The sequence below is a fragment of the Streptomyces sp. NPDC002817 genome (assembly GCF_053592055.1).
Window position 1 is genome coordinate 194,025 of record NZ_JBSFUY010000013.1, and the last position, 26,190, is coordinate 220,214.

Annotated in this window: 27 protein-coding genes and 1 pseudogene; 9 read left to right on the forward strand and 19 right to left on the reverse strand. The window is 69.4% G+C overall.

Features of this window, described 5'->3' with window-relative positions; genetic code table 11:
• Window positions 1–3 precede the first annotated feature (3 nt).
• Both ACWD3I_RS24740 and ACWD3I_RS24745 read right to left on the reverse strand, forming a co-directional pair.
• Complete coding sequence (locus ACWD3I_RS24740; protein WP_365398386.1) at window positions 4–882, reverse strand: peptidoglycan-binding domain-containing protein; 879 nt, start codon at window positions 880–882, stop codon at window positions 4–6.
• Window positions 789–1,607 (reverse strand): AfsR/SARP family transcriptional regulator, encoded by an 819-nt coding sequence (locus ACWD3I_RS24745; protein WP_365398543.1) that lies wholly within the window; start codon window positions 1,605–1,607, stop codon window positions 789–791. Before ACWD3I_RS24745 ends, ACWD3I_RS24740 begins: the two co-directional genes overlap by 94 nt.
• A 152-nt stretch (window positions 1,608–1,759) precedes the next feature.
• Between ACWD3I_RS24745 and ACWD3I_RS24750 the strand changes: the two genes are divergently transcribed.
• A complete protein-coding gene (locus ACWD3I_RS24750) occupies window positions 1,760–2,443 on the forward strand; it encodes a peptidoglycan DD-metalloendopeptidase family protein (protein WP_365398383.1) in 684 nt (227 codons plus the stop codon).
• Between the two features lie 87 nt (window positions 2,444–2,530).
• On the opposite strand, the gene ACWD3I_RS24755 is transcribed toward ACWD3I_RS24750, so the two are convergent.
• Together ACWD3I_RS24755 and ACWD3I_RS24760 are read right to left on the reverse strand one after the other, a co-directional pair.
• Window positions 2,531–3,391, reverse strand: a complete 861-nt coding sequence (locus tag ACWD3I_RS24755) for a nuclease (protein WP_451084180.1) — start codon at window positions 3,389–3,391, stop codon at window positions 2,531–2,533.
• A gap of 250 nt (window positions 3,392–3,641) precedes the next feature.
• The gene (locus ACWD3I_RS24760) at window positions 3,642–3,887 is read right to left on the reverse strand and encodes a hypothetical protein (protein ID WP_365413038.1); all 246 of its coding nucleotides are present in this window, start codon (window positions 3,885–3,887) and stop codon (window positions 3,642–3,644) included.
• Window positions 3,888–4,177: 290 nt separating this feature from the next.
• Here ACWD3I_RS24760 and ACWD3I_RS24765 point away from each other — a divergent pair, with 290 nt between their 5' ends.
• A complete protein-coding gene (locus ACWD3I_RS24765; protein ID WP_365413036.1) occupies window positions 4,178–4,822 on the forward strand; it encodes a hypothetical protein in 645 nt (214 codons plus the stop codon).
• 23 nt (window positions 4,823–4,845) lie between these two features.
• Here ACWD3I_RS24765 and ACWD3I_RS24770 read toward each other — a convergent pair whose 3' ends face one another.
• Window positions 4,846–5,820: a helix-turn-helix transcriptional regulator gene (locus ACWD3I_RS24770; protein ID WP_365413034.1), complete on the reverse strand. Its 975-nt coding sequence runs from the start codon at window positions 5,818–5,820 to the stop codon at window positions 4,846–4,848.
• Window positions 5,821–5,965: 145 nt separating this feature from the next.
• On the opposite strand from ACWD3I_RS24770, the gene ACWD3I_RS24775 reads away from it, so the two are divergent.
• The 5 genes and pseudogenes from ACWD3I_RS24775 to ACWD3I_RS24795 all read left to right on the forward strand — a co-directional run bounded on the left by ACWD3I_RS24775 (window position 5,966) and on the right by ACWD3I_RS24795 (window position 11,349).
• Entirely contained in the window at window positions 5,966–6,361 is a 396-nt protein-coding gene (locus tag ACWD3I_RS24775; protein ID WP_365413040.1) for a RidA family protein, read from the forward strand.
• A 16-nt stretch (window positions 6,362–6,377) separates the two neighbouring features.
• Window positions 6,378–6,852 (forward strand): annotated as a pseudogene (locus ACWD3I_RS24780) (NUDIX hydrolase).
• A gap of 43 nt (window positions 6,853–6,895) precedes the next feature.
• Window positions 6,896–7,219, forward strand: coding sequence for an antibiotic biosynthesis monooxygenase (locus tag ACWD3I_RS24785; protein WP_365413032.1), 324 nt, complete (start codon window positions 6,896–6,898; stop codon window positions 7,217–7,219).
• 321 nt (window positions 7,220–7,540) lie between these two features.
• A complete protein-coding gene (locus ACWD3I_RS24790; protein ID WP_365413030.1) occupies window positions 7,541–10,552 on the forward strand; it encodes a glycosyl hydrolase in 3,012 nt (1,003 codons plus the stop codon).
• Between the two features lie 185 nt (window positions 10,553–10,737).
• Window positions 10,738–11,349, forward strand: a complete 612-nt coding sequence (locus ACWD3I_RS24795; RefSeq protein WP_365413028.1) for a VOC family protein — start codon at window positions 10,738–10,740, stop codon at window positions 11,347–11,349.
• Between the two features lie 72 nt (window positions 11,350–11,421).
• Here the strand turns inward: ACWD3I_RS24795 and ACWD3I_RS24800 are convergent, their stop codons facing one another.
• Complete coding sequence (locus ACWD3I_RS24800) at window positions 11,422–12,024, reverse strand: TetR/AcrR family transcriptional regulator (protein WP_365413026.1); 603 nt, start codon at window positions 12,022–12,024, stop codon at window positions 11,422–11,424.
• Between the two features lie 72 nt (window positions 12,025–12,096).
• Between ACWD3I_RS24800 and ACWD3I_RS24805 the strand changes: the two genes are divergently transcribed.
• Window positions 12,097–12,924 carry a class I SAM-dependent methyltransferase gene (locus tag ACWD3I_RS24805; RefSeq protein WP_365413024.1) on the forward strand — a complete coding sequence of 276 codons (828 nt, stop codon included), beginning with the start codon at window positions 12,097–12,099 and terminating at the stop codon, window positions 12,922–12,924.
• A gap of 63 nt (window positions 12,925–12,987) precedes the next feature.
• On the opposite strand, the gene ACWD3I_RS24810 is transcribed toward ACWD3I_RS24805, so the two are convergent.
• From ACWD3I_RS24810 to ACWD3I_RS24865, 12 genes are all read right to left on the reverse strand, one after another.
• Window positions 12,988–13,632: a hypothetical protein gene (locus ACWD3I_RS24810; protein ID WP_365413022.1), complete on the reverse strand. Its 645-nt coding sequence runs from the start codon at window positions 13,630–13,632 to the stop codon at window positions 12,988–12,990.
• Window positions 13,633–13,918: 286 nt separating this feature from the next.
• Window positions 13,919–14,587, reverse strand: coding sequence for a potassium-transporting ATPase subunit C (locus ACWD3I_RS24815; protein WP_365413020.1), 669 nt, complete (start codon window positions 14,585–14,587; stop codon window positions 13,919–13,921).
• A gap of 25 nt (window positions 14,588–14,612) precedes the next feature.
• On the reverse strand, window positions 14,613–16,742 hold the full coding sequence (gene kdpB, locus ACWD3I_RS24820) for a potassium-transporting ATPase subunit KdpB (protein WP_451084181.1): 2,130 nt from the start codon (window positions 16,740–16,742) through the stop codon (window positions 14,613–14,615).
• On the reverse strand, window positions 16,739–18,403 hold the full coding sequence (kdpA, locus tag ACWD3I_RS24825) for a potassium-transporting ATPase subunit KdpA (protein WP_365413180.1): 1,665 nt from the start codon (window positions 18,401–18,403) through the stop codon (window positions 16,739–16,741). The genes kdpB and kdpA overlap by 4 nt, the downstream gene beginning before the upstream one ends.
• Before the next feature lie 7 nt (window positions 18,404–18,410).
• On the reverse strand, window positions 18,411–18,500 hold the full coding sequence (kdpF, locus tag ACWD3I_RS24830) for a K(+)-transporting ATPase subunit F (protein WP_016434100.1): 90 nt from the start codon (window positions 18,498–18,500) through the stop codon (window positions 18,411–18,413).
• 238 nt (window positions 18,501–18,738) lie between these two features.
• Window positions 18,739–19,860, reverse strand: coding sequence for a DUF4037 domain-containing protein (locus tag ACWD3I_RS24835; protein ID WP_365413182.1), 1,122 nt, complete (start codon window positions 19,858–19,860; stop codon window positions 18,739–18,741).
• Window positions 19,861–19,919: 59 nt separating this feature from the next.
• Window positions 19,920–20,513: a short chain dehydrogenase gene (locus tag ACWD3I_RS24840; RefSeq protein WP_365413184.1), complete on the reverse strand. Its 594-nt coding sequence runs from the start codon at window positions 20,511–20,513 to the stop codon at window positions 19,920–19,922.
• Between the two features lie 130 nt (window positions 20,514–20,643).
• Complete coding sequence (locus ACWD3I_RS24845; protein ID WP_365413186.1) at window positions 20,644–21,465, reverse strand: alpha/beta fold hydrolase; 822 nt, start codon at window positions 21,463–21,465, stop codon at window positions 20,644–20,646.
• The gene (locus ACWD3I_RS24850) at window positions 21,462–22,643 is read right to left on the reverse strand and encodes an aminotransferase class I/II-fold pyridoxal phosphate-dependent enzyme (protein ID WP_365413188.1); all 1,182 of its coding nucleotides are present in this window, start codon (window positions 22,641–22,643) and stop codon (window positions 21,462–21,464) included. The genes ACWD3I_RS24845 and ACWD3I_RS24850 overlap by 4 nt, the downstream gene beginning before the upstream one ends.
• Entirely contained in the window at window positions 22,640–23,266 is a 627-nt protein-coding gene (locus ACWD3I_RS24855; protein ID WP_365413190.1) for an RraA family protein, read from the reverse strand. Before ACWD3I_RS24855 ends, ACWD3I_RS24850 begins: the two co-directional genes overlap by 4 nt.
• Window positions 23,263–23,928: an RraA family protein gene (locus tag ACWD3I_RS24860; RefSeq protein ID WP_365413193.1), complete on the reverse strand. Its 666-nt coding sequence runs from the start codon at window positions 23,926–23,928 to the stop codon at window positions 23,263–23,265. Before ACWD3I_RS24860 ends, ACWD3I_RS24855 begins: the two co-directional genes overlap by 4 nt.
• On the reverse strand, window positions 23,925–24,590 hold the full coding sequence (locus tag ACWD3I_RS24865) for an RraA family protein (protein WP_365413195.1): 666 nt from the start codon (window positions 24,588–24,590) through the stop codon (window positions 23,925–23,927). Before ACWD3I_RS24865 ends, ACWD3I_RS24860 begins: the two co-directional genes overlap by 4 nt.
• Before the next feature lie 73 nt (window positions 24,591–24,663).
• Here ACWD3I_RS24865 and ACWD3I_RS24870 point away from each other — a divergent pair, with 73 nt between their 5' ends.
• Complete coding sequence (locus ACWD3I_RS24870) at window positions 24,664–25,566, forward strand: LysR family transcriptional regulator (protein WP_365413197.1); 903 nt, start codon at window positions 24,664–24,666, stop codon at window positions 25,564–25,566.
• A 316-nt stretch (window positions 25,567–25,882) separates the two neighbouring features.
• Here ACWD3I_RS24870 and ACWD3I_RS24875 read toward each other — a convergent pair.
• The coding region (locus ACWD3I_RS24875) for a DNA-directed RNA polymerase subunit alpha C-terminal domain-containing protein (RefSeq protein WP_361556108.1) at window positions 25,883–26,190 on the reverse strand (308 nt) is incomplete at its 5' end.

Below are 26,190 nucleotides of genomic sequence, written 5' to 3' on the forward strand. Positions count from 1 at the left end.
CGCTCAGGCGCCGAGCACGGTGAATCCGAGGCCGGTGAGCTGTGCGGCGAGCGCGGACACTGTGTCCGGGTCGTTGAACGCCCCGTTCCCGGCCAGGCCGTTGGCCGACTGGAACTCCTTGACCTTGCCCTGGGTGAGGGGGCCGTCCACACCGTCCTGGGACAGCGGCTTGAAGCCCAGGGCGAGCAGCGCTCCTTGTACGCCGAACACGTCCGACACATCCAGTGCGACCTGTTCGAGGGGCAGAGTCTGGTCCTCCACGGCGCGGGCCAGCAGAAAGTGCGCCCGGTCGAGCTTGTTGCGGATCCTGATCGTGCCCACGTCCGGGGTGAAGTGGGATTCGTCGGCCGCGCCCACCCAGTTCCGGGCTCCCACGTGCCCCTGGAACTTGGGGAATCGGAACTTCGGGCCCATCGCCCAGCTCATGCTCAACGCGCCGAGTTGGGCGTTGGCCGGCCAGGAGGCGAAGTCATGGAAGCCGTCGCGAGAAACGAGTACCGACTCCATCTCGTCGAGTTTCTCGAAGACATGGCGGTCGATTTCGGCGTCGTCGACGTGCAGGCGGGTGAACTGCCGGAATTTCCCGTGCAGCCCCTGCGGCGCCAGCTCCAGATGTGATTTCACCGCGTCCCAGTCCAGCGCGACCTCGTCGGGCGAGGCCTCCGTGTCCACGTCGTTGACGAGCCAGCGCAGTCTGGTGGCCGCGGCCAGGGAGGCGGCCCGTTCCGCCGCGGTCGGTGCGGAGTTGTCCCGGGCCGTTTCGTCGATCTTGTTGCCTATGCCGGTGCTCACGTACCCCTTGACGTCCAGGTACATGAAGTGGACTCGCCCTTCGAGGGGGTCGTTGAAGGTGATCCAGTAGTCGCGGACGCTCTGGTGCATGATGCCGCCTTCCTGGCTCTGTCTCGTGGACGCTCGGGAAGCATCCTGGCGAACCGAGGCGAGGGCTCCACGCCGAGCTCCTCGTCCAGCAACCGGCAGAACGCGTCGTAGTGACGCACCGCCTCGACGACGTTCCCCTCCGCGAGATGCGCCGACACCACAGCCCGGTGCGCGCTCTCCCGCAGCGGCTCCGCGCGCACGCTCGCCCAGGCCGCCTCCATCGCCAGCGCCGGTCTGCCCTGCCGTATGAGGGCCTCGGCCAGCGCGTCGAGGGCGTGCAGCCGCAGTTGCCGCAGCCGCTCCCGCTCCAGCAGCACCCAGTCCTCGTCCCAGCCCGGCAGCAGGTCCTCGCCTGTCAGGAGACCCAGCGCGGGCCCGACCCGGGGGCCATCGCCCTGTACGACGCACAGGGCCGTCCGTGTGAAGGCGTGGACATCGACCCGGAGAGCGGGAGTGACCTGCAGGGCGTCCCCCCTGCAGCCGATCAGGGGCGGCTCGCCCGGCGGCAGCTTCCACAGGGTGGTGCGCAGGCTGCCCCGGGCGTGCCCCTCGGTGACCTCGGGCCACAGGGTGCCGGCCAGGACCGTGCGGGACACGCGCCCGCGCAGTCCCAGGTATGCGAGAAGGCGCTGGCCGTTGCGGCCCAGCTCGACGGTCCCGGTGTCCAGTTCCAGCCGGAACTGGCCGAGCAGTCTCAGCCGGGCAGGAGCAGAAGCCACGTTCATCGCCTTCTCGGACGGGCGTGTCGTTTCCATTTTCGGCCCCGCTGTCACACCGTGCAATTCAGCACCGGTGACGCCATGATGACGCCCAGGTGACACCCGTTTCCGTACCTTCGGACAAACGCGGCCCCTCGCGAAACCCGAAGGACTCACTCATGGTCGCTCTGTCGAACGTCCAGTTCGGGAAGCGGAACGAGGACGTACGCACCGTGCAGAAAGCCCTGATCAAGCGCGGCCACAAACTCCCCGACGGCGCCACCGGCTTCTTCGGCGAACAGACCAAGGCCGCCTACCGCGCCGAACAACGCAAACAGGGCTTCAAAGGAACCGACGCCGACGGCATACCGGGCCCCACCTCCCTGACCACCCTCGGCCGCCTCACCGGATTCTCCGTGAAAGCAAAAGCGGCACGCCCCGCGACACCGCGCCCCGCGACTGGACGAGTCCCCTCCCCCGTGCCCGGCCACAAGGTCAGCTTCCAGTTCTTCGAGCGCGGCAACTACGCCTGGAAGCCCGACGGCGTCGGCCGGCACACCGGACAGGACTTCGCCGCCGCCTCCGGCGACCCCGTGGTCGCCGTACGCAGCGGCACCATCGCCTGGTCGAACAAGAACGGCGGAGCGTACGGCGACTGGATCGGCCTGGCGGCGGACAACGGCCACATCTACACGTACTGCCACCTCTCCCAACGCCAGGTACGCACGAACCAGCACGTCAAGGCTGGCCAACAGCTGGGCAAGGTCGGCAGCACGGGCAACTCCACCGGCCCGCACCTGCACTTCGAGATGTCAAAGGGCCGCACCTGGTCCTACGGCAATGTCGCCAGGCCCAGTTGGTGACCACGGCCCTGAATCGGACACCTGGTTGGGCGCTGGGTCCCCTCGTTCGTCAGCCAGACCGGCTCGCGCGGTCCCCGGGGCGTGGCGTCAGGCATCCTCGAACAGCAGGTCCTCGGACGGATGCGTCATCCGCAGGGTCTGGCCGTTGGTGACCTCCACGACCCGGTGCAGGCCCACGCAGCGCTCGCCGGTGGAGAGGACGGAGTAGCGGTCCCTGGCACCGGCGAGATAGGCCGGGACGCACGTCAGGGGCATGGAGAGCTGGAGGTAGTCGACCATGCGGCGGAACAGCTTGGGCAAGAGCACGACATCGTCCGTCAGGGAGGCCAGGCCGGTGATCTTCGCCCCGCTCGTGGTGACATCGCTCGGCCACAGACCCCGCTCCGCCTCTCGGGCCTGCTTCGCCGCTGTGGCCATCTCCACCCGCAGACTGGTGAACAGACTGCGGTAGAACGTCGGGTACACCAACCCGCTCGTGAGCAGATGGTGATTGACCGTCGTCCTCAGCACAGTGACGTCGACGTCGATCTCCAGACCGCTCGTGCCTGGCGCGGTTCCGCGCCCTGCCAGGGCGATACAACGACCGTGGACATCGGAACCGCGGGTGAGCACGAACCCGGGAACCGTCTCCGGCGTGGCGGCGGTGACGCTCTCGTCCGGCCGGCGCTGAACGTCGGTGAAGCCAAGCCAGTTGAGGAGCTCGTCGCGTGCGGCGTGCGCGAACTGCAACGGTTGGTGGACACGGTTGGCGCCGTAGTGCGTCTCGAGCGCGTCGATCGCGTCCAGCCGCAGCTTCGCGCGGCCCGTTGCGCTGTGCTCGACGGCGCGGCCCAGCCCGCCGCCGACCAGGCTCCACTGCGAGGGGTCGTCGGCCGTGAAAGCAACCGTGTCCCCGTCCGGCTGCGAGCCCTTGACGTCGTAGAAGCCCTTGATGAGCAGCATCGGCATGACGACTCCTCCGCGGGTTCGCCGGCGAATGGACGCAGATCGCCGTCGCCGAAGCCCCTCCCGTACGGCTCGTCAGGACCACCCGCACAGCTCGTCGTCCCCCTACTTCAAATGGTGCGCCTCGAACAGCGGTTCCGCACGTCGTGCGGGTAAGGGAGCAGGGGTCCTCCGGTCCAACGCCCTTTGCACCGAGTGGCCTTGCGTCTCGCCCCGAGGCCGAAGCTTGGGGATGGCGAGTGACTCCGGGGCCCTACCAGCCCATGTCCTTGGCCACCTCTTCCTGCGCCTGGGCGATCTCTTCCTCGGTGGACCCGATGACGTCCACTTCTTCCAAACGCGTCAGCAGGTCCGCGAGAGCCTGTTTCTGAGCCGGGTGTGTGATCGGCACGGTGTTGAGGTCGGTGCTCATCAGCCAGTCGAAGAGGACGATGGCGTCGGAGCGCCACAGACGGAGATCGACGGTCGGCGTGGACCCCCACGGGAACCCGGTTTCCATGGAGGGCAGCATGCCAGGTAAACGGCGCGCAGCACGGCAGAGCCCACAGAACCGTACGGCTGCTCGCCCAGCCTTCGACATGACCACCACTCCCCCACCGCCGGCCTGTGCGCCGGGCGGCGCTCGGAGCGAGCAGCGCCACGGTGTCCCGCTCGCCGGTGGCCGCCGTGCGGGCACGAGGAACGTCCCGTTGGGCCCCGTGAAGTGGCCCGGTGGTCTCCTCGGGCCCAGGATGGGAACCGGCAAAAGCCGTGGAATGTCATATATGCCGCTGGAAGGGGCTTGACCGCATGAGTGCCGACGTGTCACAGGCAAAGGACCCCTCACAGCGGCGCCGAACCGCGACCTCGGTCGTCGGGCTCGTGCTGGCAGCCGTGAGTGCGGCGGCGCTCGTCTCGTGCAGTACCGACAGCGACGGTGACGACGCCTCCTCGTTCAGCCCGACTCCTACGGCGGCCGACACGGCGTCGTTCTCCGGCACATCGCCGTCAGCCCTCGCCTCGATCGGGGAGTCCGTGAAGGCGTCCGCCAAGGAGGCGGCCTCGGCTGCGGCCTCCTCCGCCTCCGCACGGGCCTCCGCGTTCGAGGCCTCGGTGTCCGCCGAGGCCGCACGCGCCAACGAGGCGGCGCAGAAGGAGCTCGCGGACGTCGAGGGCCGGGGCAACGCGACGGCCGACGTCTCGATGACCGGCCTGCCGCGCGCGGAGACGGGCGGTCTGCTCGCCCTCGTCGTGAACATCACCAACCGGACGGACGAGACCGCGTCCTACGCCGTCCAGGTCGACTTCCGGGACCCGGACGGCAAGGTCGTCGAGACGCGCTTCGTCGGTGCGCAGGACCTCGAGCCCGGCGATCGGGCGCAGCCGCTGGCCATCAGCCGCAAGCCGGCCGAGCCGAAGCTGACGGCCGAGATCGCCAAGGCTCAGCGCTACTGATCGCCCAGCCTCGTACCGTCCTCTCACGATGAGTTTCCGTAGCGAGCGGTGATCGCGGCGGCGCGGTTATGCAAGGAGGTGCGCAACGACTGCGGGGCCAGGGCTTCCGCGTCCGTGCTGAGCTGCCACAACGCCCATTCGGCATGCTCTGCGTCCTGGAAGGTCACCTCCAGCCGCAGCCAGCCGTCCGCGTCGGGCTCTTCAGCCCGGACGGCCAGCGCGGTGTCCAGCAGGTCCTCCCGCCGCGCCGGGTCCACCCGTAGCCGCACGGCGATGTGGTCACCGCCGGAGAGGAACTGCGCGGAGCGCTCCCGCCAGATCCGGTCCAGATCAACGCGGTCTGGCCGCTGTGCTGTTTCGGGAAGTTCCTCGGCCGCCAGTACCCGCGACAGCCGATAGGTGCGGTCCTCGCCGGATCTCGTGGCCAGCAAGTAGCCACGCTCGCGTACGGTGACCATCCCGATCGGGTCCACCGTGCGCCACTGTGCGGTCTGGCCTGAGGCCGCGTAGTGGATACGCAGCTTGTGCCCGGCCAGCACCGCGCGGCGGACCTCGATCATTGTGGCGCCGGGTACCGCATCAGTGGCCGGCCGGCGTGAGAGCAGGTCGGTCTCCGGTTCGACAAGAAATCGCTGCGCCGCGTCACTCGCGGTGGTCCGGTGGCTTTCGGGCAGCGCGTCGACGACCTTCCGCATAGCCGAAGCGAGCGCCGAGCCGAGGCCGAACACCTGCTCGCCACGGCCTGATCCCGCGGTCAGCAGGGCAAGAGCCTCGTCGTGGTTCAGTCCGGTGAGCTCGGTCCGGAAACCGGGCAGCAGTGCGAACCCGCCGTGCCGACCTCGTTCGGCGTAGACCGGGACACCGGCCGCGGACAGCGCCTCGATGTCGCGCAGCACCGTGCGGGTGGATACCTCCAGCTCGCGAGCCAGAGTGTCCGCTGTCAGCCGACCGCGCTGGCGCAGCAGGAGAACCAGTGAGACCAAGCGGTCGGCACGCATGCGAGAACGCTAACCGAATACGTGACTGAGGGTGTCGTGATTTGTTGCGAGGCTCGTTGACGCGACGTCAGGGCTGACGGCTACCGAGCCGACAGGCGGACGAGACGGACGCACTCCTGATGAATCGAATGGAGCTGAAGTGGCAGTGGAGCGAACGGCGGTCAACCCGGTGACGTGGTCGGTGGAGATGGGGTTCAACCAGGGCGAGGTCGTCTCCGGGCACACACGGACCTTGTACATCTCGGGGCAGACCGCGATGAGCGGCGACGGCAAGCCCCAGCATGACGGTGACATGGCGGCGCAGTTGGCGCTGAGCATCGACAACGTGGAGGCCGTGCTCGGCGAGGCCGGCATGTCTCTCGCGAACCTCGTCCGGCTCAACGTCTACACGACCGACGTCGATCTGCTCTTCCCGCACTACGGCGTGCTGGCGGCACGGTTGGGTGCCGCCGGGGTGGCGCCGACCACCACGATGCTCGGGGTGGCGCGACTGGCGATCCCGGGTCAGCTGGTCGAGCTCGAGGGGACCGCCGTCGCGTGATGTGAACTCGCCGTTCCTGCCTAGCCGGGTCCGGAGAAGTACCTGTGCCGTGTGTATCCAGGACGGGCGGGTGCTGCTCGCCCGTCACGTGCCGCGCGAGGGCGAGAGCAACCGGACGCTTCCGGGCGGCAAGGGCGAACACGGGGAGGATCCGTTCGATGCGGTGATCCGGGAGGTCGCCGAGGAGACTGGATACGTCGCGGTGGTGGATCGCCTGCTGGGAGTGGACTCACAGGTGATCCCCCGCGGCCTCCGCACGTGCGGGAGTCGAGCACCAGAATGTCGGCATCTTCTACCGGGTCCGTATCACTGGCGGCCGACTGCGCCCTGAACCGAACGGCGAAATCGCCGAGTCGGTCTGGACTCCGTCCGCCGATGTGGCTGCCATGCGCCGGTCGTCGCCGGTCGACATCGGCCTCACCCTGGCCCGGACCCTTCCGTCAAGCGGCCACGTCGCTCCTGTCCCGGTCGGCGGCCTGATCCAGCACTGAGCCCGTCAACGGTCCTGTGGGGCACTGCGCCTAGACTCCGCCCATGATCTGTCGTGTGTGGCGCGGCTGGACCACAAAGGCGAACGCCGATGCGTACGAGCGCATCGTCCGGGGGCAGGTCATCCCCGGGATCGAAGCCCGTCGCATTCCGGGTTTCCGGTCGATCGATCTGATGCGGCGCGAGCGCGAGAGCGACGTCGAGTTCGTGACCCTGATGTGGTTCGACAACCTGGCCTCGGTGCAGGCGTTCATGGGCGAGGACTACGAACAGGCACACGTGCCGGCAGCCGCCCAGGCCGTGCTCTCCGACTTCGACGAGCGGTCAGCCCACTTCGAGGTACTCGACCGACGCCGGCAGTCGGACTGAGCAAACCTGCGAACCACTCGGCAGCACTACGCCGCGACTCGGGCAGCGGACCGTGACTCGATCCACTCGGATCGCCTGCCGGGACGACCCCAGCACGGCCGAGCGCTGCACCGAGTGCCACACCATTTACGGGATTTCAGACCGTTCCAGATGCGAATCCTGGGCAATTCTCGCCTCCACGGTGAGGGTCTTGAACCCCCACGACCACCGGGTGGCGCAGGGAAGGGATTCCGTACGCCGATCTTGACCTGCCGGGGAATCCAGGCTTAACGTTCCGGCGTTTGCAGCCAATTGAAACGTTTCACCTCCTGGGGGCGCACCATGCAGAAGCCCATCCCGCAGCACGGCGGGATTTCCCGGCGCGCGGTCCTCGCCGCCTCCCTCGCCACAGGCGCTGCCACGGCGCTCACCGCTACGGGCGCCATGAACGCCGGCGCCGTTCCGCTGACCGGCCATCACCCCCTGTCGGGCGGATGGTTCGCCACGCCCCCGCGCTCGGTGCGCCCCAAGTTCCGCTGGTGGTGGCCGGACGGACTCGTCGACCCGGTGGAGATCGCCCGTGAGATCGACCAGATCGCCGACGCCGGCTTCGGCGGCGCTGAGGTCTCCGCCGTACACCACAGCATCAAGGACAAGTCCGTCCTCGACACCGCACACCACGGCTGGGGCAGCGCTTCCTGGCGTGAGGGCGTCGAGGCAGCCCTGCGTCAGGCCGCCCGCCGCGGCCTGACCGTCGACCTCACGCTCGGTCCCAGCTGGCCTGCCGCCGTACCCGGCGTCACCCCTGACGACGAGTCGGCCGCCCAGGAACTCGCCCACGGACGCGTCTCCGTGACCGGCGGCACCACCTACCAGGGCCCGGTGCCCGAGCCCGTACGTGTGGCCGCCGACGCGGTCACTCGGCGCACCCTGCTCGCCGTCCAGGCGGCCCGTGTCGAGCCTGCCAACGCCACCCGTAAGGAGACCGGTCTCGATCTCGCCAGCGTCCAGGACCTCACCGCCACCGTCGAGGACGGCGCACTGAGCTGGACCGCTCCCGCCGGGGGCGACTGGGTGCTGATCTCCTACTGGCAGCGCGGCACCGCCCAGCAACCCGAGTCAGGCCCGCACTCCGCTCCGGCCGCCTACGTCGTCGACCACTTCAGCCCGACCGGCACCGCGGCCGTCACCGACTTCTGGGAGCGCTCCGTCCTGACCGGCACGATGCGCCGACTCCTCAAGGCCGCGGGCGGCGCCTTCTTCGAGGACTCCATCGAGCTGGAGACCGACTCCCTCGTGTGGACCTCGGCACTGCCCGACGCCTTCGAAAAGCACTGCGGCCGCTCGCTGCTGCCGTACCTGCCGGCACTCGTCCTGGACAAGAGCAACCAGGTCTTCGCCTTCGAGGCGCAGATCACCCGGCAGATCCGGCACGACTTCTGGGAGACGGTCTCCCATCTGTTCAACACGCACCACGTCACCGCCCTGAGGGACTGGGCCCACTCCCTCGGCATGGAGCTGCGAGCTCAGCCCTATGGTCTGCAGACCGACGCCATCGCCTCCGCCGCGCTCCTCGACATCGCGGAGGGAGAATCCCTCGGCTTCAAGAACCTCGACGACTACCGCTGCCTGGCGGGTGGCCGGGACATGGCCGGGCACACCGTGCTGTCCTGCGAGTCGGGCGCCTACAACGGCTCGGCGTACAGCACGACCTGGGACCGGTTCCTGCGCACCATGGGCGGTGCGTACGCCGCCGGCGTCAACCAGACGGTGGTGCACGGTTTCTCGTACGCGACCGCCCCCGGAGTGAGCTGGCCCGGCTTCGCCGCCTTCAGCCCCTACAACGGCGCGCCCGGCTACGGCGAGTCGTGGGGTCCCAGACAGCCCACCTGGCGGCACGCCGAGGACATCGCCGGATACCTCGGGCGCGTGCACCAGGTTCTCCAGGCGGGTACGGCGCGAGCCGACGTCGCCGTCTTCCGCCAGACCGGCTACACCGCCACCGGCATCGGCGCCTCCTGGTTCACCGCGACGGGCGTCCCGCTCGGCTGGACCCACCAGTTCCTCAGCGGTCCCCTGCTCGACCTGCCCGCTGCCCGTGTGTCGGACGGCCGTCTGGCGCCCGAAGGCCCCGCGTACAAGGCGCTGTTCGTCGAGGGCGACTTCTTCTACGGTTCCACTCCGACCCTCGCCCTCGCCGACGCCCGGAAGCTGCTGAGCCTGGCCCGGGCCGGTCTGCCCATGGTCCTGCTCGGCGCGTTCGACCAGGCACTGCCCCCCGGCGTTCCCGGTCAGGACGAGACGGAGCAACTGCGCGGGGTCCTCGCGAGCCTCCTCACCCTGCCTCACGTCAAGGCCGTCACCGACAAGAGCGCGGTCGGCGACGCCCTCGCCGCCCTCGGCATCGCCCCCGACGCCCGCTATGCCGCCTCCTCCACACTCCTCAACGCCCACCGCGTCATCGGCGACACCGACCTGTACTACCTCTGCAACGGCAAGCACGCCGAGACGGTCAAGCCGCCTGTCGCGGCGATCGACCACGACGTCACCCTGCGCCGCACCCGGGGCGGCACGACCATCCCCTACCTGCTCAACCCATGGACGGGAGAGGCGACCCGCATCGGCCGGTACACCGAGGACGGCGACACCATCACCGTGCGCGTCACCCTGGAACCCGGTCAGGCCACCGTCATCGCCCTGGGCGGACCCGGCCTGTTCGGGGACCGCAACGGCAACCGGCAGCACGCCGTGGACAGCACCGCCGACCGTGTCCTGTTCGCCGACCGCGGCCTGACCCTCCGCGCCACAAACGGCGGGACGTACACCACCCGGCTCTCCCACGGCCGTACGGTCACCACCACACTGCCCGCGGTACCGGGCCCGATGACACTGGACCGCTGGCGGCTCGACGTTCAGGACTGGCGCCCCGGCACCGAGGCGACCGAAACCGACATCGTCCGGCGCAGCCTCACCCTGGACGCCCTGCTGCCCTGGTCGCAGATCCCCGAACTCGCCGACTCCGCGGGCATAGGCCGTTACCGCACCACCGTCTCCCTGCCCGCCGACTGGACCTCGGCCCACGGCGCCCACCTCGAACTCGGCACCGTCAGCGACACCTTCCGGGTCACGGTCAACGGCACACGCCTGGCACCCGCAGACCGGCTCCACCCGGTCATCGACCTCGGCGGACACCTGCGCCCCGGCACCAACGTGATCGAGGTGGAGGTCGCAACGCCCCTCATCAACCGCCTCCGCGTCAGCCAGCCCGCCGTCTTCGGCACGGCCACCCGCCAGGCATACGGCCTCTCCGGCCCCGTCCGCCTGGTGCCGTACGCCCAGACTCCCGTGAGGTGAGGCCGGCCGCCCGCACGTGAGCGCGGTAGTGGTCGCTTTGTGCATTCGAGTACCTCGGGTCGGCCAGGGAGACGGTCCGGCATCTTCCGCGCGGAAGATGCCGGGCACGGTCAACCACTCACCGGCCGACAACACCGGTCAGGATTCGAGAAGCGACGACCGCCGAGGTTCCCTAGCGTGAAGGCATGACCTCAATCGACTGCATCACCCTGGAAGTGGCCGACGTGACGGCCGCCGAGCACTTCTACGCGGACGCCTTCGGCCTGGGCAAGCAGGTGCGGCTGCGGGCCTCGGAGGCACCGACCTCCGGCTTCCGTGGGTTCACGCTCTCGCTCGTCGTGTCCCAGCCGTCGATCGTCGACGGCCTCGTCGGCACCGCACTCGACGCCGGTGCCACCACGCTCAAGCCCGCCAAGAAGTCGTTGTGGGGCTACGGCGGCGTCGTACAGGCCCCGGACGGAACCATCTGGCAGATCGCAAGCTCCTCGAAGAAGGACTCCGGCCCGGACAGCCGGCAGATCGACGAGATCGTTCTGCTCCTGGGCGTCGCGGACATGGCGGCGAGCAAGCGGTTCTATGTCGACCGCGGTCTCACGGTGGCGAAGAGCTTCGGCAGCAAGTACGTCGAGTTCGACTCCTCGTCGAGCCCCGTCAAGCTGTCCCTGTACGGACATCGCGGCCTGGCCAAGGTCGCCGGCGTGTCGCCGGAGGGCACTGGATCGCATCGGATCGCCATCGGCAGCGATGCCGGGCCCTTCACCGACCCGGACGGGTTCGCCTGCGAGACTGTGGCATGAGGTGCCGGTCCTCGATGCGGGGGTGGCCGACCGCGGGTGGTGAAGGTGCGTTTGCCGGTTCTCAGGGCGTTCCTAGGCGGGTCGTCGTTGCACGGCATGGGCGATGACCGCTGTCACGAGCTTGTTTACGGCTGCCGGTGCCGGCGGGCCGGGGTCGCGGTCCGCGAACAGGAGATGCCCGCCCCCGACCAGGGAGAGGGTGAGTGAGTCGATGTCGGCGTCGGCCGCGATACGGCCCAGTTCACGCTCGTCGGCCAGGTAGGCGGAGATCGCGGACGTGCCCTCGGCGAGGATCGCGATGCCGCCGCCCGGCCTGGCTTGCCGCAGTCGTACCCGTAGCTCGTCCCGGAAGGTGATGAGCGGGATGATCGCCACCGGAATCGGTCCGAACAAGGTGGTCAGCGCGCTGGTCAGGTTGTCGGCCACCGTGCCGGTACCGGCGGACTCGCGCAGCGCACCCGCCTGCGTCTCCAGCTGCGCGGCCCGGTCGAGCACGAGGTCGGCGAGGAAGGCGTCGAAGTCGGTGAAGTGCCGGTGCAGGACGCCCTTGGCGCAGCCCGCCTCGTCGGTGACGGCCCGGCTGGTCAGCCCGCTCGGCCCGTCTCGCAGGAGCACGCGTTCGGCAGCGTCGAACAGTTGCTGCCGTGCGTCGCGAAGGTGCACCCCAGTTGGCACTCGTCGATCCTCTCGTGCGTCACCCCGCCGACATCCGTTGCCGAGTGGGCATGCGCCCACTAAGGTGGGCACATGCCCACATTACCGCGAGAGCGACCGGAACCCTCCTCGGCACAGCCGCATCAGGCCCGGCGCATGGCCGAGTCGTTCGGCGCGGACGCGCAACGCTACGACCAAGCCCGGCCCGGCTACCCCGACGCACTGGTGACGCGGATCATCACCTCGATCCCCGGCCCTGACGTACTCGACGTCGGGTGCGGCACCGGCATCGCGGCCCGCCAGTTCCAGGCGGCCGGCTGCACCGTGCTCGGCGTCGAACCCGATGCGCGGATGGCCGACTTCGCGCGGGCCCGCGGCCTGCGCGTCGAGGTGGGGGCCTTCGAAGGCTGGCAGTCGGCCGGCCGGACGTTCGACGCGGTGATCGCCGCTCAGTCGTGGCACTGGGTGGATCCGGTCGCCGGACCCATGAAGGCAGCACATGTACTGCGTCCTGGGGGACGACTGGCGATCTTCGGACACGTGTACGAGCCGCCGGCCGAGGTGGCCGAGCCGTTCGCTGCCGCGTATCGACGCGCGGCGCCCGACTCCCCGTTCAACGGCCGACTGGCCCGACGTCCGCTCGACCTCTACGAGGCGGCGTACGCGAGGTTCGCCGACAAGATCCGCGAGACCGGACAGTTCAACGATCCCGAACAGTGGCGATTCGACTGGGAGCAGTCCTACACACGCGACCAATGGCTGGACCTGCTCCCCACCACCGGCGGCCTCACCCAGCTCCCTCCCGGTCAACTGGCCGAGGTACTCATCGCGGTCGGGGACGCCATCGACTCTCTCGGTGGAGGCTTCACGATGAACTACACCACCCTGGCAACGACGGCCGTACGCGCCGCTGCCTCCTGAGCCCATCGGCCAGGCCGCCCGCCGGCCCAGGAATCCCTGAGCCGCACTCTCCGTTCACACACCTCAGGCGGAATTGCGGGGAAATTCGTTGCGCAGCCTCCAGATGTCCTTCCACTGCCGGGAGTGAGCGGCCGCCAGCAGCGGGTCGGGTGCGTCGGCCCGCTCCACCGCGAGGCTGACACCGCATTGTCCGCAGAGTTGATGGATCGACTGGTAGCCGTCGTGCCAGGCGCGGGTGTTGTCCCGGTTTCCGCAGACACGGCAGATCAGCGCAGGAGCTCGGTCGGGCGGGACCGACGAACGCAGCACCCGCTCGACGACCACGGGCAACGGCTCGTCGGGATGGATCGTCGGCTCGGGGCAGTAGGCGATGCGCCCCCATCCGCGCTGCCAGCCTCGCCAGGCCCCATCCGCCGCCATCTGCCGAGAGCCGCGCGCCTTCTCCGCACGACGACGAATGCCATAGGCGCGTTCGTCAGCGAGCCACAGCTGCCGGGCATCCTGCAGTTCCTCGACAGCGCGTAGGAGCGAGCCGGGGTCCTTTTCCGGGTCCCTCGGGATGCCCGCGCTGAGGCAGAGGTGGTGATAGGTGGCTCGGAAGCCGTAGGGCGCGAAGCAGACGAGGCAGGACCGCAGATTCGCGTGGCGGGCACGCGCGGGCAAGCCCTCGTCGTAGACCCGTCTGCGGTGCGTGTTGAAGCTGCTCATCCCGAGACGCTATGGCCTGCGGGGCATGGATCGCACGTCAGTTTGGCAGCGAGCCGCGCGGCGCGCCGGATCAGGGTGCGCCCCTCCGGAACGCCGGTCAGGCAGCGCCGGCTCGCGCGGGGCTTCCGCTGCGCTGTACGGCGACGCAGCACGCCTGCGGCGACATCTCGACCAGCTCGATCTGGTCCGCCCACCGCACCACATCGACGGGCATGGTCGCGATGGTGGGAGTCGGCGGTCCGGGGCGGTTCAGGCCGCCGACTCCCCTCTGGGGCGCGCAAGGCCGTCAGTGGTTCGCGACGAGGTCCTTGAGCGCGATGTTGAGTCCGAGGACGTTCACCCGGGGTTCGCCGATGAAGCCGAGCGTGCGTCCCTCGGTGTGGTCGTCGACCAGCTTCTGCACCTGGGCGACGGTCAGGCCGTTCTTCTCGGCGATCCGGTGGACCTGGAGGTCGGCGTAGGCCGGGGAGATGTCCGGGTCCAGGCCGGAGCCGGAGGACGTCACCGCGTCGGCGGGCACCTCGGAGGCGGTCACCTTGTGGTCCGGGGTCGAGTTGTCCTTGATGACGGCGGCCTTGGCGGCCTCGACCCATGCGATCAGGTCGGCGTTGTCACCGGAGCGGTTGGTGGCACCGGACAGGATCAGCGAGTACTGCGTGTTCACGCTGTTCGTCCCAAGGCCGTTCTGCGGACGCCCCTGGAACCACTTCAGGTCGGGCGACGCGCTCCGCTCGCCCGTCTTCAGCGGCAGGTTGTACGACTGCCCGATCAGGGAGGAGCCGACGACCTTGCCGTCCGCCTCGACCTCCGAGCCGTTCGCCTTGTCGTTGAAGAGCGCCTGGGCCGCGCCCGTGACCACCAGCGGGTAGATGACACCCGTCACCAGGGTCAGGACGAGCAGGGCCCGCAGCCCCGCCCCCAGCAGCCGGGCGGTGTTCGATAGTGAGGTGTTCATTGTCGATCAACACGCTTTCAAATGACTACAGCCCGGGGATGAGGGAGATGAGCAGGTCGATGAGCTTGATGCCGATGAAGGGGGCGATCAGTCCGCCGAGGCCGTAGATCGTGAGGTTGCGGCGCAGCATCTTGTCCGCGCTCACCGGGCGGTACTGCACACCTCGCAGGGCGAGCGGCACCAGCGCGATGATGATGATCGCGTTGAAGATGACGGCGGACAGGATCGCGGAGTCCGGCGAGGACAGGCCCATGATGTTGAGCTTGTCCAGGCCCGGGTAGACCGCCGCGAACAGCGCCGGGATGATCGCGAAGTACTTCGCTACGTCGTTGGCGATGGAGAACGTCGTCAACGCGCCCCGGGTGATGAGGAGTTGCTTGCCGATCTCGACGATCTCGATCAGCTTGGTCGGGTTGGAGTCGAGGTCGACCATGTTGCCGGCCTCCTTGGCGGCCGACGTACCGGTGTTCATGGCCACGCCGACGTCCGCCTGGGCCAGCGCGGGCGCGTCGTTGGTCCCGTCACCGGTCATCGCGACGAGCTTGCCGCCGGCCTGCTCCCGCTTGATGAGCGCCATCTTGTCCTCGGGGGTGGCCTCCGCGAGGAAGTCGTCGACACCCGCCTCCTCGGCGATCGCCTTGGCGGTCAGCGGGTTGTCGCCCGTGATCATGACGGTCTTGATGCCCATGCGGCGCAGTTCGTCGAACCGCTCCCGCATGCCCTCCTTGACGACGTCCTTGAGATGGATGACGCCCAACACCCGGGCACCTTCCGTGTCTTCTACGGCCACGAGCAGCGGGGTGCCGCCGGCCTCGGAGATGCGCTTGGAGAGGGTGTCGGCGTCGTCGGAGACCGTGCCGCCCTGCTCCTTGACCCAGGTGATGACCGACCCGGCCGCACCCTTGCGGATCTTCTTGCCGTCCACGTCCACACCCGACATGCGGGTCTGGGCGGTGAAGGCGATCCACTCGGCACCGGCCAGTTCGCCCTGGTGGCGCTCGCGCAGTCCGTACTTCCCCTTCGCCAGTACGACGATGGAGCGGCCCTCGGGCGTCTCGTCGGCCAGCGAGGAGAGCTGGGCGGCGTCGGCGACCTCGGCCTCGGTGGTGCCGGTGACCGGCACGAACTCGGACGCCTGGCGGTTGCCCAGGGTGATGGTGCCGGTCTTGTCGAGCAGCAGGGTGGAGACGTCACCCGCGGCCTCAACTGCCCGCCCGGACATGGCGAGCACGTTGCGCTGCACCAGCCGGTCCATGCCGGCGATGCCGATCGCGGAGAGCAGGGCGCCGATGGTGGTCGGGATCAGACAGACCAGGAGGGCCACCAGGACGACCATGGTCAGGTGGGTGCCCGCGTAGTCAGCGAACGGCGGCAGGGTGGCCACCGCCAGCAGGAAGACGATCGTCAAGGACGCGAGCAGGATGTTGAGCGCTATCTCGTTCGGTGTCTTCTGGCGCGCGGCGCCCTCGACGAGGTTGATCATGCGGTCGATGAAGGTCTCGCCCGGCTTCGTCGTGATCTTGATGACGATGCGGTCGGAGAGGACCTTCGTCCCGCCGGTCACGGCGCTCCGGTCGCCGCCCGACTCACGGATGACCGGAGCCGACTCACCGGTGATGGCCGACTCGTCGACCGACGCGACACCCTCGACGACGTCACCGTCGCCGGGGATGATGTCGCCGGCCTCGCAGACGACCAGATCGCCCACCCGAAGCTCGGTGCCGGGGACCTGCTCTTCCACCGAGCCGCGGAGCCGACGTGCGACGGTGTCGGTCTTGGCCCGGCGCAGGGTGTCCGCCTGCGCCTTGCCCCGGCCCTCGGCGACCGCCTCCGCGAGATTCGCGAAGAGGACCGTGAGCCACAGCCAGGCGCTGATCGCCCAGCCGAACCAGTCGCCCGGGTCCTCGAAGGAGAAGAGCGTCGTCAGCACCGAGCCGACGAGGACCACGAACATCACCGGGGACTTCGCCATCACCCGCGGATCGAGCTTGCGGAACGCGTCGGGCAGCGACTTCACCAGCTGCTTGGGGTCGAAGAGACCCGCGCCGACACGTCCTTCGGCGGCCTTGTTCCCGGTGGGTACGTCGCTGTGCGGCGCCCGGGTCGGGGTGGCTGTGGACATGGAGTCCTCTTGATTCGTTACGTCGGTGGTCATGACGCCAGCCCTTCGGCCAGCGGACCCAGCGCGAGGGCCGGGAAGTAGGTCAGACCGGTGATGATCAGGACCGCGCCCACCAGCAGACCGGTGAACAGCGGCTTCTCGGTGCGCAGGGTGCCCGCGGTGGCCGGCACCGGCTTCTGCTCGGCGAGCGAGCCGGCCAGCGCGAGCACGAACACCATCGGCAGGAAGCGGCCGAACAGCATGCACAGGCCGAGCGTGCTGTTGAACCACTGCGTGTCCGCGTTCAGACCGGCGAAGGCCGAGCCGTTGTTGTTCGATGCGGACGTGTAGGCGTACAGGATCTCGGAGAACCCGTGCGCCCCGCTGTTGGTCATCGAGTTGCCCGGGGTGGGCAGCGCCATCGCGGCGGCGGTGAAGACCAGCACCAGCGCCGGGGTGATGAGGATGTAGCAGGCCGCCAGCTTGATCTCGCGAGTGCCGATCTTCTTGCCCAGGTACTCGGGCGTACGGCCGACCATCAGTCCGGCGATGAACACCGCGATGACCGCCATGATCAGCATGCCGTACAGACCGGAACCGGTACCGCCGGGCGCGATCTCGCCCAGCATCATGCCGAGCATCGTGATCCCGCCGCCCAGCCCGGTGAAGGAGGAGTGGAAGGAGTCCACCGCACCGGTCGAGGTGAGCGTGGTCGCCGTGGCGAAGATCGACGAGCCGCCGACGCCGAAGCGGACCTCCTTGCCCTCGTACGCCCCGCCGGCGATGTCGAACGCCGGACCGTGGTGGGCGAACTCGGTCCACATCATCAGGGCGGTGAAGCCGATCCAGATGGTGGCCATGGTGGCGAGGATCGCGTAGCCCTGCTTGACCGAGCCGACCATGAGGCCGAAGGTGCGGGTCAGCGCGAACGGGATGGCGAGGATCAGGAAGATCTCGAAGAGGTTCGTGAACGGGGTGGGGTTCTCGAAGGGGTGGGCACTGTTGGCGTTGAAGTAGCCGCCGCCGTTGGTGCCGATCTCCTTGATGGCCTCCTGCGAGGCGACCGCGCCGCCGTTCCACTGCTGCGAGCCGCCGATGAACTGACCGACCTCGTGGATGCCGGAGAAGTTCTGGATGGCCCCGCAGGCGACGAGCACGATCGCGGCGAGGGCGGAGAACGGCACCAGGATGCGGACGACACCGCGGACCAGGTCGGACCAGAAGTTGCCGAGCTCACCGGTGCGCGAGCGGGCGAAGCCGCGTACGAGGGCCACCGCGACGGCGATGCCGACGGCCGCGGAGACGAAGTTCTGCACGGCCAGACCGGCGGTCTGCACGACATGGCCCATGGCCTGCTCGCCGTAGTACGACTGCCAGTTGGTGTTCGTGACGAACGAGACCGCCGTGTTGAACGCCTGGTCCGGGTCGATCGAGGTGAAGCCCAGCGAACCGGGCAGGACGCCCTGGAGCCGCTGGAGCAGGTAGAGGAACAGGACACTCACGGCCGAGAAGGCGAGCACGCCGCGCAGATAGGCGGGCCAGCGCATCTCGGTGTTCGGGTCGGCACCGATGCCCTTGTAGATCCATTTCTCGACCCGCCAGTGCCGGTCGGAGGAGTAGACCTTGGCCATGTGGTTGCCGAGCGGGATGTGGACGAGCGCCAGCGCGCCTATGAGGGCGAGCAGTTGCAGGACGCCGGCCAGTACGGGACCCATCGGTGTCTCAGAACCTCTCCGGGAAGATCAGGGCGAGGACGAGATAGCCCAGCAGGGCGACGGCCACGACGAGGCCGACGATGTTCTCGGCGGTCACAGCTTCGTCACCCCCTTGGCGACGAGAGCCACCAGCGCGAAACCCGCGATCGTGACGAAGACGAAGGCCAGATCGGCCATCGCGAACTCCTGGAGTGAGGTTCGTTGGAAAGGGACAGCTAGAGGAAAGCGCCCCTTTGGCCGGATCGGACGTCCGTTGACGGCTCCCTTACGGCAGTGCCCACGGCTTTGACGGAACTCTTACGGCCTACGGCGTGGGCGACGACCCCGGTGGTTCTTCAACGCTTCGGGACACAGGTCTCAGAAAGAGAGCCGAGGGCCGCGTGCGTGGCGGCACGCGACAACGCCGGATGGCTCAGGACGTCGGTGCTGTCGACGAACTGGTCGACGGCCCCGATCACGGGCAGGCAGCGGACTTCCGGGTCGGTGATGCGGGCCGTCAGCGCCCCGGAGAAGCGTTCGGCGTGCAGCACCTGGAACGGCCTGCTGTGGTACCGCCGCGTGGCGGGATCGACCCGGTCGGTCAGGCCGAGATCGTTGTGCGCGGCCGCGACCGTCTCGTAGGCGCGGGCCAGGTGGTGCTCGCGGGTGTGCCAGTCGGCGGCGGTGAGTGCCGCGGTCAGGACCGGAGTGAGGGCGGATGCCTGCGGCGTGCGGGCAAAAGCGCTGCCGAGCCATTTGCTGTACGGCGGGTAGCGGCGCTCCATCAGCAGGCACAGCCGCATCAGATCGCGCACCAGGCGGGCCGCGACGACAGCGGACCCGAGTTCGTCTCCCACCTCCCCACAGCGGCCGACGAAGGCTTCCTCGTGGGAGATCCGCTGCCACTGGCAGGCCAGGAGGTACAGCCACAGATCGTGGGGATACCAGGCGAGGCCGGCGCGGGCCGGAGCGAGTCGGCCCAGTCCGTCGTGGAAGACGGCACCGGCCGTGACCTCGGCGAGGCGCTGGGTGGGGGCGCCCAGCCAGTCGGCGACAGTGACGTCCCGGCACGGGTCGAAGCCGAGGTGGTCGGTGAACCAGGCGCCAGGGTCTGCCACTTGGACTCGGTGGTGGACGGGGCCGTCCGTTGTCCGCATGACCCCGATGCCCGCCTCGCCGGTGGAGGCGAAGTGTGTCGGACAGCCGTGGAAAGTCTTCGGCAGGCGTTCGCTGAGCAGTGCGGTGATCCTCGGGCCATGGCGTGTGACTTCCTGCGGGTCGAGGAAGATCTGCAGGCGGGGTCCCCACTCGTGGTCGGCGGAGCGGGCGGTGTCGAACCCGAGGACTTCCGAGCCGCTGCCCAGGCGGGCAGCAGAGTGCACCACCCCGGGAGCGGCTTCGTCCAGCAACGGCCGCACCGCCTCGAAGTAGAAGCGACGCGACAGTTCCAGCCCGGGAATGAAGGACGCCGTGGTCATGGTCGGGAGACTGCCGCACCGACGTCCGGCCGGTCGACAGCTTTTCCCTTCGGCGGCTGTCAGCGGGGCAGTGGCCTCAAGGTCTGACCTTGCATGTCTCCGGTGACCGCCTGGACGTAGGCGTGCGCAACGTCGCGCAGCGGCGTGCCTCCCCGGTTGTCCATACCGAGCTTCTCGAGTGTCTCCTTCACCCACCCTGGGCTGACGACGTTCACTCTCAGCCCGCGGGGCATCTCGATGGCCGCGGCTTGGACGAACGCCTCCAGTCCGGCGTTGACAAGAGCACCGAACGAGCCGCCTGGCGTGGGCTCGTGAAACACGCCGCTGGTGAGAGTGACGGAGCCGCCGTCCCGTACGTGGTTCAAAGCCCGGCGCAGCAGCAACACTTGCCCTATCAGCTTGCCTTGCAGACCGAGAGTGAACTCGTCGTCGGAAGGGGAGGCGAGCGACGTCAGCTGACCGCTGGCCGCGCAGCAGATCACCGCATCCACCGTGCCTAGGGTCGCGAACAGCGCGTCGATGGAGGCCGGTACTTCCAGGTCGACCCGTGTGCTGCCGTTGCGCGAAGCCCGTATCACCTCATGCTCGGTCTCCAACGTGTCGGCGACCGCTCGGCCGATGGTGCCGGTCGCTCCGATCACAACGGTCTTCATCCTGTTTCCCTCCGTCGGCGTCACGGTGCCGGGCTGCCCGGTCCCGTGATCAACGATCCCGGCGGTCCGTCGCAGTCGTCCAATACCTGCTTCGATAACCAGGCGGCATGGACATCGACAGGCCGAACCCTCAGCGACCGGCGTCGGCGCGCGAAACCAGGTCGGCGATGCGGGCCCACATCAGTGGCGGGTTGGAGTACATCGGGAAGTGGGCGCAGTGCTCGATCTCGGCGAGTTCGACGCCTCCTTCGCTCAGGGCGGGGAGGTAGGAGAGCGTGTTGTTCTGCTCGCCGTACATGAACGTCTTCGGTGCGGGAAGCCCGAGGAACCGGTCCAGCAGCTTGCCGTGGTCGGAGAGGCCGACCATGGACTCGAAGATCGCCCTTACCGCTCCGGCCCGGATCTTGTGAGGCAGGCTCGCCGCGTACAGGCCGCTGCCGTAGAAGCGCGACTCGGCGACGCGTAGGGCGAACCGGGCCAGGAACTCGTCGGGATCGTCGTGGGAGTGGGTGAGGATCTGCCGGCTGAGGAAGCAGTCCTCGGGGGCGAGGTTGCCCTCGATGTTGGTGAAGCTCGCGACCCTGCCGGGATCCCCGTCGGCGAGCAGGAGTGCGGTCAGGCCGCCCATCGAGTGCCCCACGACGTGGAACCGGTCGACCTGCCATGCCCGCAGGACCTGTTCGGCGACGGCGACGAGGAAGGGAACGGAGACGGCACCGAGGTCCGCGCAGCTGCTGGCGCCGCAGCCGGGCGCGTCGTAGGCGAGGACGGGGTGGTCGCCGAGCCGTTCCTGCTGGACGACGTCGACGTAGTCCTCCTTGGTCGAGCCGAAGCCGTGCAGGAACACCAGGGGTGTGCCGGTGCCGCCGCGGTGGAGGCCGGACACTTCGACGCGGGTACCGCCGACGGAGAGGGGCAGCGTGAAGCGCTCGAGTTTCCTCACCGGGCTCATCGGGCCTCCTCCGGTTGTCGTGCGGCCGGCTCGTGCCGCGTGGGGCTGAGAGCGGTGCGCAGTCGTTCGATTGCGGTGATCAGCGTGCTGTCGTCGACAGCGAAACACAGCCGGATCCGTCCGGGCGCGTTGAACGCCTCGCCGGGTACGACCGCGAGGTGGGCGGTGTCGAGAAGCCACGCGGCGAGGTCGGCGCTGCTGGTCCAGCCACGGTTCCGGAGGAGCTCGCCGATGTCGGGGAAGGCGAACATGCCGCCGTCGGGCAGCGGGCAGTCGATGCCGTCGATCCCGTTCAGCGCCTCCACCAGCAGCGCGCGCCGGCGCCGGTAGTCGCGAGAGGCTCGGGCGGGAGTGCCGGTGTCGTCAAGAGCGGCGAGGGCGGCACGCTGGTTGACCATCGGGACGTGGGTGATCGTGCGGGACACGTGGAGCCGCGCCGCGGCGACGATCTCCGGCGGTGCCGCGAGCCAGCCGACGCGCCAGCCGGTCATGGCGTGTTCCTTGGACACCCCGCCCACGACGACGGTACGGCCGCGCAGCTGTGGAGCCACGCGCAGGATCGACCGGTAGGTCCCGGTGTAGTCGAAGGCCCGGTAGATGTCGTCGCTGATGACCCAGATGCCGTGCTCCTGCGCCCAGTCGGCGATCTGCCGCAGCCGGGACTCGGGATGGACGGCGCCGGTGGGGTTGCCGGGGCTGGAGAGGATCACCGCCCGGGTCCGTGGGGTGCGGCAGCGCTCGAGTGCCTCGGCCGAGAGGCGGAACTCCCCGTCGGCCCCGACCGGCACGGGGTTGCCGCCGGCGGCGGTGACGACCTCGGCGTGCCCGGGCCAGCCGGGCGCGACGACCAGGACCTCGTCGCCGGTGTCGATCAGGGCCTGGATGGCCAGGAAGAGGGCGTGCTTCGCGCCGAGGGCGATCTGGACGTCGTCGGCGGTCCACGGGAGCCGGGTGTCATCGCCGATGACGGTGGCTACGAGCGCGCGCAGGGCGGGGTCGCCCTGCGCCGGTCCGTAGTGGTGGGTGGCGGGGTCACGCACAGCGGCGACGGCAGCTTCGACGACCGCGTCGCTGGTGGCCGCCTGGGGCTCTCCGGCGGCGAGCGTGATGACGTCCGCGCCCTGGTCCCGGAGCGTCCGGGCCCGGGCAGCCACGGCGAAGATCGGGTTGTCCGTCATCGGCTCGACACCGCCCGGGCGGCTTCGAAGTTGTTGTACAGGTCGAGGGTGCTGCGGCCGTCCCGCAGTTTCTTCATCAGGTCGTCCTCGTGGGCCACGCGCGCGTCGGCGCGGCCGAGGATCCGCTCGGTACCGGACGCGGGCAGCGCGACGACTCCGTCGGTGTCCCCGACCACGAGATCACCGGTGTGGACCGTGATGCCTCCGACCTTGACGGGCTGTCCGAGCACGCCGCGGAAGTCCTTGCGCGTGCCGAGGATCGCGTTGTTGCGCGAGAAGACCGGGAAGCCGAGCCGCTCGGTCTCCGCCGCGTCACGGACACCGCCGTCGATCAGCAGGCCCACGATCCCCCGCTGTTGGGCTGCCACCGTGAGGATCTCGCCCCAGTGGCCGAAGCGTGCGCCGCCGAGGTCGGCGACCAGGACGGATCCGGGTGGGGCCTGCAGTACGGCGTGGTGCAGGGCGAGGTTGTCACCGCCGGCCCCCTGCACGGTGAACGCGGGGCCGCAGAGCCGGGCACCGGCCCACAGCGAGCGGAGCTCGGGGGACAGCGCGACGGTGAGTCCGGACGCCTCCGACAGGGTCGCGCTGGAGTGTCCGCGAGCTTGGTCGTCCGTGCTCACGAGGGGTCCTTCCGGGTCTGGAGCGAGTGGTAGCCGCGTGCGGCGCGTGCTTCGGCGAGCGTGGCGCCGTCGCGGACAGCGGCGACGACGGCGTCCTCGACGCGGTCGATACGGCGGGCGATGTCCGCGACCTCTTCCCAGCGGGCGGCCGGTACGGCCACGGCGCCGTCGTCGTCGGCGACGAGGATGTCGCCGGGGTGGATGACGACCTCGTCGACGGTGACGGGGATCTGGACGGCTGCCACCCGGACGCGGTCCTTGCCGGTGCGCATGAAGCGGGACACCGACCAGATCGGGTATCCGGTGTCCGTGGCGACGGCGATATCGCGGCAGGTGCCGTGGATGACGGTGCCCGCGATGCCACGGGTGTGGGCGATCCGGCTCATGATGCCGCCCCACACCGTGCAGTCCGTGCGGCCGGCGTTGTCGATCAGGATGACCGCGCCGGCGGGGACGTCGTCGAGGAAGTCGCCCACCGTGCCGCCGGTTTCGTCCACCGGTTCGTACGTGACGGTGAAGACCGGTCCGACGGTCCGCTGGCCCTGGCGCAGGGCGCCGATGCCTTGCAGCGAGCCGGGAAGCCCGAGCGAGTCGAGAGCGTCGGAGACGGAGGCGGAGGTCAGGTCGGTGCTGAGAGGCGTGGTGGCGGCGGGGGTGTTCATCGGACCGGCTCCGTCCCTCCGGCGAGGCGGCTGTCGTGCATGGCCTGCGAGAGGGGCGTGCCGGCGCGTACCTCGTCCGCGATGGCGCGCTCCCGGGCGACGATCGCGGTGGCGATCGACGCCACTTCTTCGGCCCGGGCACGCGGGACGGCTACCAGCCCGGTCTCGTCGGCGAGGACGACGTCTCCCTGTTCGACGACGAGTCCGGCGACGCGGACCGGCTCACCGGTCGAGCGTTGCTGCAGTCTGCCGCGCGCCGTGGCCGGGATCGATCCGCGCGAGAACACCGGGAAGCCCAGCTCGCGGGCCTCCGACACATCGCGGCACACGCCGTCGGCGACCACACCGCGGACCCCGCGCCGGGCCGCGCCCAGGCTCAGGATGCCGCCCCAGCACGACACATCGGTGCGGCCCTGGTTGTCGACGACGATGACGCTCTGGTGATCCGAGTTCTCGACGGCCGTGGTGGCGATATGGGCTCCCGCGGGGCCCTCGGTGCGCGGTTCGAGACCGACGGTGACGGCGAATCCCACGACGGTCGCGTGACCCCACACCGGGCGGATGCCCCCGGCTCCGGAAGGAAGGCCGAGTTGGTCGAGTGCGTCGCTGACCGCGGCGGAGTCGAGGGCCGCGAAGCGGTCCAGGAGAGATGAGTGCCTCATGCCTCCACTCCAACAGCCTCCAGATATATTCGGAAGGTCTGATTTCCAATCTCAGTAAGAGGCTGTACGAATCATGGTCGAGATCCGGCAGGCCCGCTATTTCGTCGCGGTCGCCGAGGAACTCCACTTCGGTCGCGCGGCACAGCGCCTGCAGATGTCCCAGCCGCCGCTGTCCCAGGCCATCAAGCAGCTTGAACAGCAGATCGGCTGCGAGCTGCTGCACCGCACGCAGCGGTCGGTCGCCCTCAGTCCCGCCGGATCCGTGTTCCTGGACCACTGCCGGACACTGATCCGGCACGCCGAGGAGGCGGAGATCGCCGCCCGGCAAGCGGCCACCGGACGCGGCGGACGGCTGAGCCTGGGCGCCGTCGCCTCGGCCTTCTCCTGGCCCCTGCCCGTCGTGCTGGAGCGCTTCCACGCGGCCCTGCCGGACGTCGAGATCCGCACCCAGGAGATCGACACCCACGAGGCCGCGTCCGGGCTGCTCGATCGTTCGCTCGACTGGGCGATCGTGCGCCAGACCGCCCCGGTCCGCGGCACCACGGCGACCTCGCTGTTCGTCGACCGTTTCGTCGCCGTCCTGCCTGTCGACCATCCGGCCGCCACCGCCACCGGTCCGCTGGACCTGGCCGACCTCGCGGGCAGCCCGTGGGTCTGGCTGCACCGCCACATCTCCCCCGACTACCACGACGCCATGGCGGCCATGTGCCGAGCCGCGGGCTTCAGTCCCGTCCCCGCCCACTGGGCACGGTCGGTGACCTCACAGATCGCCATGGCCGAGTGCGGCCTGGGCGTCACCGTCGTCCCCGCCGCGGCATCGGCACCCCGCCCCGCCGTCCGTTTCCGACGCCTCCGTCACACGACGGCCACCATCGAACTCACCGCCATGACCCGATCCGACCCCGGCGCCTTGGCCGAACGCCTCACCACCATCGCGAAGCAACTCACCGCGACGCAGGCGCGCTCTCCGCACTGAGGTTCCACCGGCACCGCCGATTCACTGCCGCCGGCGACCGCAGGGCCGCCCAGATGACGGCCGTCCCGCGGATGGAGCCAGCCGACGACCTCCCCGCCTCGGGCGTCTGCCCCGTTGAGACGAGAAAACCCGGCCCCTGGCTACCTCGCCAGGGGCCGGGCACTCTTTGCCGCACGCCCCGCGGCCACTTGGCCGGCAGAACCGGATCTGTGAACGACGGTTGATGCCGACCGCGTGGACGTCTGTCATGCATCAGCACAGGACAGCCGTCCACGCCCTGGCCGGCCGATCACTCGCGCGCGGCTCGGGGCGGCTTTCAGTACTGCTCGGTCTCCACGAAGCCCGCGTCGGCGTCGTCGTCCGCGCCGAAGGCGGCGGCGGTCGGGTCGAATCCGGGCGGGCTGTCCTTCAGGCCCAGGCCCAGGCCCGCCAGCTTCGCCTTGACCTCGTCGATGGACTTCGCACCGAAGTTACGGATGTCCAGAAGGTCCGCCTCCGAGCGCGCCAGGAGCTCGCCCACGGAGTGGACGCCCTCACGCTTGAGGCAGTTGTACGACCGAACGGTGAGCTCCAGCTCCTCGATCGGCAGCGCCAGATCAGCGGCCAGGGCGGCGTCCGTGGGGG